The organism is Amycolatopsis nivea (assembly GCF_004522235.1).
Classification (GTDB): Bacteria; Actinomycetota; Actinomycetes; order Mycobacteriales; family Pseudonocardiaceae; genus Amycolatopsis; species Amycolatopsis nivea.
Genome location: NZ_SDLT01000022.1, coordinates 61,227 through 72,010 on the forward strand (window position 1 = coordinate 61,227; position 10,784 = coordinate 72,010).

General features: G+C 68.8%; 11 protein-coding genes. 8 read left to right on the forward strand and 3 right to left on the reverse strand.

Translation table 11 applies throughout. From position 1 onward, the window contains the following. Positions 1 to 16 precede the first annotated feature (16 nt). Positions 17 to 1,369 carry an ATP-binding protein gene (locus EIZ44_RS24650; protein ID WP_439098617.1) on the reverse strand — a complete coding sequence of 451 codons (1,353 nt, stop codon included), beginning with the start codon at positions 1,367 to 1,369 and terminating at the stop codon, positions 17 to 19. A gap of 161 nt (positions 1,370 to 1,530) precedes the next feature. Between EIZ44_RS24650 and EIZ44_RS24655 the strand changes: the two genes are divergently transcribed. From EIZ44_RS24655 to EIZ44_RS24680, 6 genes are all read left to right on the forward strand, one after another. Further along, on the forward strand, positions 1,531 to 2,991 hold the full coding sequence (locus tag EIZ44_RS24655; RefSeq protein WP_134731454.1) for a hypothetical protein: 1,461 nt from the start codon (positions 1,531 to 1,533) through the stop codon (positions 2,989 to 2,991). A 32-nt stretch (positions 2,992 to 3,023) separates the two neighbouring features. Then, positions 3,024 to 3,521, forward strand: coding sequence for a hypothetical protein (locus tag EIZ44_RS24660; RefSeq protein WP_134731456.1), 498 nt, complete (start codon positions 3,024 to 3,026; stop codon positions 3,519 to 3,521). Between the two features lie 272 nt (positions 3,522 to 3,793). Further along, complete coding sequence (locus tag EIZ44_RS24665; RefSeq protein ID WP_037368650.1) at positions 3,794 to 4,072, forward strand: hypothetical protein; 279 nt, start codon at positions 3,794 to 3,796, stop codon at positions 4,070 to 4,072. Between the two features lie 63 nt (positions 4,073 to 4,135). Beyond that, on the forward strand, positions 4,136 to 4,699 hold the full coding sequence (locus EIZ44_RS24670; RefSeq protein WP_134731460.1) for a DUF3558 family protein: 564 nt from the start codon (positions 4,136 to 4,138) through the stop codon (positions 4,697 to 4,699). Between the two features lie 150 nt (positions 4,700 to 4,849). Then, positions 4,850 to 6,139: a PspC domain-containing protein gene (locus EIZ44_RS24675; RefSeq protein WP_134731462.1), complete on the forward strand. Its 1,290-nt coding sequence runs from the start codon at positions 4,850 to 4,852 to the stop codon at positions 6,137 to 6,139. Further along, a complete protein-coding gene (locus EIZ44_RS24680; protein WP_037816197.1) occupies positions 6,132 to 6,362 on the forward strand; it encodes a hypothetical protein in 231 nt (76 codons plus the stop codon). The genes EIZ44_RS24675 and EIZ44_RS24680 overlap by 8 nt, the downstream gene beginning before the upstream one ends. A gap of 47 nt (positions 6,363 to 6,409) precedes the next feature. Here EIZ44_RS24680 and guaA read toward each other — a convergent pair whose 3' ends face one another. Further along, positions 6,410 to 7,966 carry a glutamine-hydrolyzing GMP synthase gene (gene guaA, locus EIZ44_RS24685; protein WP_078870587.1) on the reverse strand — a complete coding sequence of 519 codons (1,557 nt, stop codon included), beginning with the start codon at positions 7,964 to 7,966 and terminating at the stop codon, positions 6,410 to 6,412. A 117-nt stretch (positions 7,967 to 8,083) separates the two neighbouring features. On the opposite strand from guaA, the gene EIZ44_RS24690 reads away from it, so the two are divergent. Beyond that, entirely contained in the window at positions 8,084 to 8,629 is a 546-nt protein-coding gene (locus tag EIZ44_RS24690) for a DinB family protein (protein ID WP_134731464.1), read from the forward strand. On the opposite strand, the gene EIZ44_RS24695 is transcribed toward EIZ44_RS24690, so the two are convergent. Beyond that, the gene (locus tag EIZ44_RS24695) at positions 8,562 to 9,209 is read right to left on the reverse strand and encodes a rhomboid family intramembrane serine protease (RefSeq protein ID WP_043835207.1); all 648 of its coding nucleotides are present in this window, start codon (positions 9,207 to 9,209) and stop codon (positions 8,562 to 8,564) included. The genes EIZ44_RS24690 and EIZ44_RS24695 overlap by 68 nt on opposite strands. A 129-nt stretch (positions 9,210 to 9,338) precedes the next feature. Here EIZ44_RS24695 and EIZ44_RS24700 point away from each other — a divergent pair, with 129 nt between their 5' ends. Beyond that, entirely contained in the window at positions 9,339 to 10,784 is a 1,446-nt protein-coding gene (locus EIZ44_RS24700) for an aldehyde dehydrogenase family protein (RefSeq protein ID WP_134731466.1), read from the forward strand.

Genomic DNA, 10,784 nt, shown 5'->3' on the forward strand with positions numbered 1-10,784 from the left:
CCCGAGCATAGCGAGGTCATGCCACCCCTTTGGCCGCCTTCACCGGCATGGCGAGCTGGACTTCGGTGCCTTCGCCGGGTGCGGTGCGCAGCTTGCAGGTGCCGCCGTGGCGTTCCATCCGGCCGCGGATCGAGTCGGCGAGGCCGTGCCGGTCGGCGGGCACGACGTCCGGGTCGAAGCCCTTGCCCCGGTCGCGCACGAACACGGTGACCTCGGTGGGTTCGACCTCGGCGAACACGCTGACCTCGGCGACGCCGGCGTGCTTGGCCGCGTTGACGATCGCCTCGCGCGCGGCCTGCACCAGCGCGGTGAGCGGCGGGTTCAGCTCGGCGTCGCCGACCACGACCTGGCCGACCGAGATCGCGAACTGGTCCTCGACCTCGCCGCACGCCGCGGCCAGCGCCTCGGACAGTTGCTGGCGGGTGCCTTCTTCCTCTTCCTTGGTCCGTTTGTCGCTGGGTTTGCCGTAGCCGCCGGGGCCGTACAGCCAGCCGCGCAGCTCGCGTTCCTGGCCGCGGGCGAGGCGCGCGACCTCGGCGGGCTGGTCGGCCTGGCGCTGGATCAGCGCGAGGGTCTGCAGGACGGAGTCGTGCAGGTGCGCGGCGATTTCAGCGCGTTCGTCGGTGCGGATGCGGGCCTGCCGTTCCTCGCCGAGGTCGCGGACCAGCCGCAGCCAGAACGGGACGGTGAGGACGGCGACGCCAATCAGGGTCGCGAGCACCGCGATCAGGGCGAATTTGACCTGGTCGAAGTCGCCGCTGGCGAACACGACGAAGCCGATGCCGGTGGCCACCAGCGCGACCCCGGCGAGGATCCGGACGAACGCCGCGAGCCTGCCGCCCTCGCCGACCAGCCCGTCGCGGGCCCCGACGCGCCAGCGCCGCCGCTGCGACTCGTCCGCCTCCCGCCAGACGACCGCCGCACCGAGCGCGGCGAGCGCGAGCGGCACCGCGACCCAGCCGCGGATGGCGCCGGTGAGCGTGCTGCTGGCGATCGCGAGCCCGATGCCGAGCGCGATCAGCCCGTACGCCTGCTGGCGGTCGCGGGCCTTGGGCGCGGTTTCGGTTTCCTCGGCGCTCTGCGGGACGAACACCCAGAGCAGGCCGTAGGCGAGCAGGCCGGCCCCGTTGAGCGCGGCCAGCAACGCGAACACGACGCGGACCCAGACGACCGGAACCCCGAGGTGATCGGCGAGCCCGCTCGCGACGCCCGCGACGGCCCGCCCGGAGCGCCGCCGGTACATCTTGGGCCGCGATTCGGGTTCGGCGACCTCCATCGCCTGGGCGGACACGAGTGCCGAGGGCTCCTCGGCGGTCGAGGAAACCCGCCCCGGGGCACTGATGTCGAGAAAGTCCTGCACGAGTCCCATCGTCACACGCGGGAGCGGCCCGGACATCGGGGAAGGCCCTGATCCACTCCCCCAGATGGCCGCCGGTGAGGAAATTCCGCGAACCTCCCTGCCGCCTGCCGGGACTCGGTACGATGCAGGGGGCGAGCGATCACAGTGCGTACACGGGGCGGGGAGGCCGGATGACCGAGCAGCATCGCGCGGAACACGTCGAGTCCGCAGGCGATTACTACGCCCGGACGCAGAACGTGAACCAGATCTTCGCAGCCGGCGAGGACTCGCCGGAGACGCGCGCCGCGACTGAACGGGCTGCCTCGCAGTACTCGGTCCAGCAGGGCCAGCAGCTGCTCCAGGGCCAGCAGACCCGCGGGGACGCGCCGGCGCCGGACGCGAATTACGCGTCGTACAGCCACGAAGACCTGCACAAAATGGTCAACGAGGGCTTGAACTTCGCGGACATCGACGAACGCAGCCGCGTCACGAACATCTACGGCAACTTGCTCGCAGAGGCGTCCAACCAGTTCCGCGACGCCGCCGACACCGCTGGAGCCGAGTGGCAGGGCGCGGCCGCTGCGCAGGCGCATTCGTTCTTCCAGAGCACGGCGGACCATACGGAAAAAACCGGCAGCGCGATGCAACTGGTATCGAACCGCTACTCCCAGCAGTCCGCGGCGGCCGATTACGCGCACAAGAACATGCCGGAGCCGACCGGATTCGACCAGAAGGCCGAGATGGCCAAGGCGACGGAGCAGTTCCAGAACGGCAACCCGCTGCAGGGCGTGATCGCGATGGGCGACGTGGCGGCCAAGCAGCAGCAGGCCGACGCCGCGCACCAGCAGGCGGTCCAGGTGATGCACGGGTTGGACACGACGTACCACGAGACTTCTACTACGCAGCCGGTTTACTCGCCGCCGCCGCAGATGAACAACGACAGCACTCATGCGAGCAGCGCCGCCCCGGTGACTGTTCCGGGCGGGGCTTCCAGCGGACCTTATGCCGGTCCTGGCGGGCCCGGTCCGGTGACTGGTGGTCCGGCGAATGGGTTCACGGGTACGAATCCGCCGCTCGGCGGTCCTGCGATGAACTCCATACCGCCTGGGGGAGGCGGCAATCCTCCGGGTGTTCCTTACAGCCCTGGGCCGGGGATCAACACCGGGACTGGGCCGCTCGGCAACCCTGCGGTGCCAGGGGGCGGGAACAACCTCCGGACCACTCCGGGCATCGGCGGGCGGCTTTCTCCGGAGGGGCTCGCTTTGGGCGGAGGCGGAGGCGGTGCCGGGAGCTCCGGCGAGGACACGCCGCGCAGCCGATCGGGCGGCGGTGCCGGCCGGGGCGGTGCCGGTGGCCGAGTGACCGGCGGTGCTGGCTCGGGCGGTTCCGGGAAGCCCGGCGAGTCCGGCGGCAAGGGCGCCGCCGAACGCCTTGAGCGCGGAGCTACCGCTGCCGCGAACGCTGGAAAGGGCGGAAAGCCGGGTGCGGCGGGTGCTGGCGCTGGGGCGGCGGGTGCCGGGAAGAAGAAGGAAGAGGACAAGGAACACAAGAACAAGATCCCGACACAGGTCGATCCGGACGAGGTCTTCGAGGTCAAGCCGGAACGAGGACCAGACGGGGAGAAGATCACTCCCCCGGTTCTCGGCGGCTGATTCCTTCCCCCGCGCAGATCTAGGAGCAACCGATGGCAGAAATCGTCTGGGACAAGAAGCCTTCGACCGGCAGCTCTCCCTCCGCGGGCACTGCGGGCAACGACTTCCTGGCCGGGCTAACCGAAGGGCCGGGCAGTCATGAGGCCGCGCAGAAGATGAAGACGGCCGGGAACACGCTGAAGACCTTGGCGCAGAACGGATCCTTCGCAGTGAACGAGGAGGGGTTCACCGCGTACATGAAGGCGTGCGACTACTTCCTCAAAGTCTTAAACGATTTTATGGGCCAAGCGTCCTTTCTTGGCCGAGCCGCAGAAATGGGAAATTTCAACTACGCTCGATCCGTCGCCGACTTCAATGTCACAGTAGCAAGCCACCCGCAAGAGGGAATGCTGCCCAACCTCATACTGATGCAGGAAGCAGTTGTCGCCGCACAGCAGGCGCTCGACATCGCACGGAAAAACTACCAAGAAACCGAAAGCGCGCATTCATTGTCCTTCGCCGAGCTCAACAAGAAACTCGACAATCAGTGAAAACATCCCGTGCCTCTACCGTCCTCCTGCTGGCAGGTGCAGCCGCACTGGCGCTCACCGCATGCGACAGTCCGGTAAACGGCTCAGCACAGGCCAGCGGAACACCTCCCTCAACCGGTTCGGCTCCGCCCGCTTCCGCGGGAAACCCCTTCGCAGCCCGAAACCAGTGCGCCCTGCTTGATCAAATATTGAGCGGGGCAGGCTACCCCCCAGCGAAACCCTCTATCGCACAAGAACGCAAAGCCTGCGTCACCCAAAAATCCAGCGGCGGCTTGAACGCCACCAACGTGGGACTGCTCCTGCAAGAGGAACAGCGCTACGACAGCGACGTCAAGAACACCGCACAAGCTCGCAGCGGAAGCCTCGGCGACCGGAAGTTCGTCGAAGATCCCGCCGAACTGGGGGCAGCCGGCCAGTGCACGATATCCATGTCGGTCCAGACCAGTTCTCGCGCGATCATCACCGTGACCGGCGGAAATGACACTGCCGCTTCCTGCAAGACCGCGGAGGACCTGGCGACCAAACTGGACCCGCTCCTTCCCAAGGGCTGACCCTCCCTCGCACCGCGGGCATGGGAACCCGAGGCTCGCCGACCGCACAAGAACTGGAGATTCGTGGCCAGGAATCGCCGGGCAACTCGGGCACTCAGCATCACACTGGCCATAGTCGGCACAGCAGCGTGCGGCAACCCCGTCAACGGCGCAGCAACGCCAACCGCATCAACGCTCGCACCAGCCAGCAGTCCGGCCTCCAGCTCCGACAATCCATTCGCTTCGCTGAACCAATGTCAACTGGTCGACCAAATCCTGGCCGGCCAAGGATTCCCGCCGGCAACGCCCTCCGTCGCCGACTCCAAGCGAAGCTGCCGGTCGGAGAAAACATCCGACAACGCCGCCAAGGACCCAGCGGCCGAGGTCGGCATCGCACTGCAAAATGGTCAAAAGTACACAGACAACATCCAGAACCCCAACTCGGCGCACGAAGGAAACGTTGACGGCCGAAAGCTCATCGAGCAACGGGATCTACTGGGCTCACCAGGCGGATGCCAGATAGGCATGGAAGTCGGACCCAACGCACGCGCCTTGGTGATCGTATTGATCGGCGACGACACTGCGGCCGCTTGCAAGAAGGCCGAGGACGTCGCGACTGCCTTGGACAAGCGGCTTCCCCGGAGCTGAACTTCCCGCTCCCCGCGAGGTCTCTGGCTCCTTCCGCCGGCCGGTCAGCGCAAAGCCCCACAACCGCGCCACGCCAGGGCCGCATCTCGGGGATAACCTCAGGGACCTTCCCCGATGTGCCGCCCCACTCCATCGACCATGCTGTGAAGCATGAGTGGTGCGAACGACGTGCGGCCTCCCCGTACGAACCCCCTGAACGGGTTCGAGGAGACCGTCAAGGACTTCTGGGCCAGCAGGCCTCGGCGGCCGCACTCGGGTCGGAAGGTTGCTGGGGTCGCGGCTGGGCTGGGGGATCGCTACGGGATTGATCCGGTGGTGATTCGGGTCGCGTTGGCGGCGGCGACCGTTTTCGGGGGGTTCGGGCTGGTGCTTTACCTGCTCGGCTGGCTGTTCTTCCCCTCCGAGGGCGACGAGGTTTCCGGCTTCGAGGCGTTGATCGGGCGCGGGCAGTCGAGCATGACGAAGGCCTTCGCGGCCGTGCTCACGGTCGCGGTGATTCCGGTTGTCGGGTGGACGTTCGGCGGCGGCTGGTTCGACGGCGGCGGCCTGATCGGGTTCGCGTTGCTCGCCACGTGCCTTTATCTCCTGCATCGCACCCGCGGGCAGGACAACCGACCGGCGCCGGTCGTCGCGTTCGCGGCGGACGGAACCGCTTCCGGAACCGGAGCTTTCACGATGAACAGCGACACCCCGACTCCCGCGGCGGCGGCACCGGGCTGGGATCCGCTGGCCGCCGACCCGGCGGGCTGGGATTTGCCCGATCCGGCGGCGCCGGCACCCCCGCCGCCTCCGACCGGCGACTACAACGACTCCCCTAAGCCCTGCGTGCGACGGTCCAAGATCGGGGCTGCCACGTTCGGGGTCGCGGTGATCGTGGCCGGCGTTGGCGTCGCGCTCGCGCTGAACGGGTTCGACTGGTTCTCGCTGCGGCACATCATCGGCATGACGCTCGCCGTGCTGGGCGTCGGGCTCGTGGCGGGGGCGTTCGCTCGCGGCGCACGCGGTCTGATCGGGCTCGCGATTCCGCTGTCGGTCGCCGGGATGGTGCTCACGACCAGCACGTTCGACAACCTCGACGTGCGCGGCGGCGTCGGCGACCTGTCCGCCACTCCGCGTACGGTGGCCGAACTGCAGCCGGTCTACCGGCACACCGCGGGCAACATGAAGATCGACCTGACCCAGCTGGCCGCGAGCGAGCCGATCACCACCACGGTCTCCAACGGCGCGGGAAACACCGAGGTCATCGTGCCCCGCACCGCGGACGTGACGTTCACCTGCGAGAACAGCGCCGGTGAGGTCGACTGCCTGAACCGCACGTCCAACGGCGTCGGCCAGCCGGCTATCACCGGGACCGACAACGGCGACGACAACGTCGGCGGACAGAAGATCACGCTCCACGTCACCAACGGCGTGGGCCAGGTGGAGGTGCGCCGTGGCTGAGAACCCTTACTCCTACGACGAGCCCGAAGCCCCGGCTCGCCGCCGCGGGGTCGACTGGATCACGCTGGTCGTCGGGGTCGCGACGCTGCTGGTGTCCGGCTACGTCCTCACCGACGGCTCGAGCTGGCTGCCGACCTTCGACTTCCGCTGGATCATCGCGGGCGGCGCGGTGTTCTGCGGGATCCTGATGCTCGGCGCGTCGTTCCGCAAACGACGGCCCTGAGACACAAAAAACGGGGCCCGGACATTTCCGGGCCCCGTTTTTTCACGTCATTCCCACTCGATGGTGCCCGGCGGCTTGCTCGTCACGTCCAGCACCACGCGGTTGACCTCGGACACCTCGTTCGTGATCCGGGTCGAGATCCGCTCCAGCACCTCGTACGGCAGCCGCGTCCAGTCGGCGGTCATCGCGTCCTCCGACGACACCGGGCGCAGCACGATCGGGTGGCCGTACGTCCGGCCGTCGCCCTGGACGCCGACGCTGCGGACGTCCGCGAGCAGCACCACCGGGCACTGCCAGATCTCCTGGTCCAGCCCGGCCGCGGTGAGTTCCTCGCGGGCGATCGCGTCCGCCTCGCGCAGGGTCTCCAGCCGGTCCGCGGTCACCTCGCCGATGATCCGGATGCCGAGGCCCGGCCCGGGGAACGGCTGGCGCTGCACGATCGTCTCCGGCAGCCCCAGTTCGAGCCCGACCCGGCGGACCTCGTCCTTGAACAACAGCCGCAGCGGTTCGACCAGCTCGAACTGCAGGTCGTCAGGCAGGCCGCCGACGTTGTGGTGGCTCTTGATGTTCGCGGTGCCCTCGCCGCCGCCGGATTCGACGACGTCCGGGTACAGCGTGCCCTGCACGAGGAACCGGTAGTCGCCCTGCGCCTTGAGGTCGCGCTCGGCCTGCTCGAACACGCGGATGAACTCGCGGCCGATGATCTTGCGCTTCTGCTCCGGGTCGGTGACGCCGGCCAGCGCGTTCAGGAACCGCTCGCGCGCGTCCACGGTGACCAGGTTGACGCCGGTCGCGGCCACGAAATCGCGCTCGACCTGGGTGCGCTCCCCCGCGCGCAGCAGGCCGTGGTCGACGAACACGCAGGTCAGCCGGTCGCCGATGGCCCGCTGGACGAGTGCCGCGGCGACCGCGGAGTCAACGCCGCCGGACAGGCCGCAGATGGCCCGTCCCTCGCCGATCTGCGCGGCGACCGCGGCGACCTGCTCGTCCACAATGGACGAAGTGGTCCAGCCGGGCCGCACGCCGGCGATCTCGTACAGGAACCGGCGCAGCACCTCCTGGCCGTGCGGCGAGTGCGCCACCTCCGGGTGGTACTGCACGCCCGCGAAGCGCCGCTCGACGTCCTCGAACCCGGCGACCTCGGCACCGTCGGAGCTGGCCGTGACGACCGAGCCCTCGGGTGCCTTGGTGACGCTGTCGTTGTGGCTCATCCACGCCGTCTGGTGATCGGGCAGCCCGGTGTGCAGGACGCCGCCCTCGCCGACGATCCGCACGTCGGTGCGGCCGAACTCGCGCACGCCGGTCGGCTCGACGACGCCGCCGAGCGCGCGGGCGAGCAGCTGGTGGCCGTAGCAGATGCCGAGGATCGGCACGCCGGCCTCGACCAGCTTCGGGTCCATCGCCGGGGCGCCCTCGGCGTACACGCTCGACGGGCCGCCGGACAGGATGATCGCGGACGGGTTCTTGGCGAGCAGCTCCTCGACGGTCGCGCTGGACGGCACGACCTCGGAGAAGATCTGCGCCTCGCGCACGCGACGGGCGATCAGCTGCGCGTACTGCGCCCCGAAGTCCATGACGAGTACCGGACCGGTGGGAGTGGCCACCCAAGACCTCCAGGTATCAGCGCTTTTGCCACCATCGTCCCAGGTGGGCCCCGTCACGTCGGCAATGGCCCCGTAATGAGGACAGCCGCTGTCCGCGAACCGGCTTACCGTTCCCGCATGACCAACGACTGGACCAACGAACTGACCGAGCAACTCGACTGGCACTGGCAGCACCACGTGCGCCCGAAGCTGGAGGGACTGACCGACGACGAGTACTTCTGGCAGCCGGTCGCGGACTGCTGGACGGTGCACCCCCGCACGAGCGAGAACGACCCGGGCACCGGCGACTTCACGGTCGATTTCTCGTTCCCGGAGCCGACTCCGCCGCCGGTGACCACCATCGCGTGGCGGCTGGCCCACATCATCCCCGGCGTGCTGGGCATGCGCTCCGCGTCGCACTTCGGCGGACCGCCGGTGTCCTATCAGGACTTCCCGTACGCGGGCACTGCCGACGAAGCGCTGAAGCAGCTCGACGACGCGTACGCGACCTGGATCGCCGGCGTACGCAGCCTCGACGCCGAAGCGTTGGCACGCCCGTGCGGTCCCGCTGAAGGCCCGTACGCGGAGCTGTCGATGGCCGCGCTCGTCCTGCACATCAACCGAGAGATGATCCACCACTGCGCGGAGATCCTGCTGCTGCGCGACCTTTACCGAAACCGGTGACCAGCAGCCCCAGCGCGATGCCGAGCAGCGCGGGCATGCCGTGGTTGTCGTGCAGCACCGTGTCGAGCACCGCCAGCGGCACGATCAGCAGCGCGGCGCGGTAGAGCGCTTGCGGCGGCTCGGCCTCGCGTGCCCGCCACACCACGACCGCGAGCGCGCCGAGCAGCCCGGCGACGCACATCGAGTTGCCCGCCCCGACCGGGTTCAGCCAGACGTAGCTGAGGTACTGGCCGAACAGTCCGCAGCCGAAGTACAGGACGAACCAGGACACCCGGCCGAGGCACCATTCCGCGAAGGTGCCGACCGCGGCGAGGGCGAGCAGGTTGAAAATCCCGCCGAAAATCTTGCCGTCTTGGAAGAACATGCCGGTCAGCAGCCGCCACCACTCTCCGGCGTCGATCGCGGTGGCGTCGCGCTTGAAGCGGTCGAAGAGCGCCGGATCCGCCAGCTGGGCAACGAGCACTACTGCGGTCACGAGGAACACCGCGCCGGTCAGCACCGGACGGCGCGGTGTTCCGACCCGCGCGAAGAAGGCCCGCGACGGGCTTTCGGTCCAACGAGAGGCCACGGAGTTCGTCATGGGCCGAACGATATGCCGGGCGGGTGCCTGAGACCCCCGACAAATGTCATCTCGACGCCAGGACAGAAGCCACAATCGAAGGACCGAGTCCGGCGTGCCGGGCCTGGCGCTCCCTAATACCTTGAGCCCATGGACACGATCACCCCACAGCCGCGGGCCGCGTGGATCGCCGGTCAGGCTGAGCAGGGCGCGAGCACCCTCGTGGTGCACCACCCGTTCGACGGCAGCGAAGTGGCGACGGTCGCGGTGCCCGGCGCTGACCAGGTCGAACGGGCGGTGGCCGCGGCGGCCTCGGTCGCGAAGGAGTTCCGGCGCACTCCTGCGCATCAGCGCGCGGCCGCGCTGGAGCAGGTTTCGCGCGGGATCGCGATGCGGGCCGACGAACTCGCCGAGGTGATCACGGCCGAGAACGGCAAGCCGCTGAAGTGGGCCGAGGCCGAGGTGAAGCGCGCGGTGTCGGTGTTCCGGATCGCGGCCGAGGAGGCTCGCCGGTTCAGCGGCGACATGCAACGGCTCGACGCCGATCCGTCCGGAGACGCCCGGCTCGCGCTGACCCGCCGGGTGCCGCGCGGACCGGTGCTCGGGATCGCGCCGTTCAACTTCCCGCTGAACCTGGTGGCACACAAGGTCGCGCCCGCGCTCGCGGTCGGCGCGCCGATCATCATCAAGCCTGCCCCGCGTACGCCGTTGTCCTCGCTGGTGCTTGGCGAACTGCTCGCCGAGACCGACCTGCCGGAAGGCGCGTTTTCCGTGCTGCCGCTGGGAAACGAGGAGACGCAAGCGCTCGTCGCCGACCCGCGGCTGCCGGTGGTTTCGTTCACCGGTTCGGGCCCGGTCGGCTGGTCGATCGCGGACGCGGCGGCGCGCAAGCACGTGGTGCTCGAACTGGGCGGCAACGCCGCGGCGGTTGTGCTGCGCGACTGGCCGGACGTCGAGGGCGCCGCGCAACGGATCGCGACATTCGGGAACTACCAGGCGGGCCAGTCCTGCATCGCGGTGCAGCGGGTGATCGTGGACGCGGCGATCGCGGAGGAGTTCGTGCCCGCGCTGACCGAGGCCGTCGAGGCGCAGCAGACCGGTGATCCGTACGACCGCAACACCGACGTCGGCCCGGTCGTCGACGAGGCGGCCGCGGAACGGATCATCGAGTGGGTCGAGGAAGCCGTGGCCGGTGGTGCCCGGGTGCTGACCGGCGGAACCCGTTCGGGCGCAACGGTTGCGCCGACTCTGCTGACCGACGTGCCCGCGGATGCCAAGGCCTGGTCGGAGGAAATCTTCGGACCTGTGCTCGCTTTGTCCATTGTGGATGGTGTGGACGAGGCTTTCGCTTCGGTTAACGCGTCCGCATACGGACTGCAGGCTGGGGTTTTCACCAGTGACGTGCAGCTGGCCTTCCACGCGTCAGCGGAACTGGAGGTCGGCGGCGTGATCATCGGTGACGTGCCGTCGTACCGCGCGGACCAGATGCCGTACGGCGGCGTGAAGGGATCGGGCGTCGGCCGCGAGGGAGTGCTGTCGGCGATGAACGACCTAACCGAGGAACGAGTCACGGTTTTCACCGGGGTCGACCTCTGA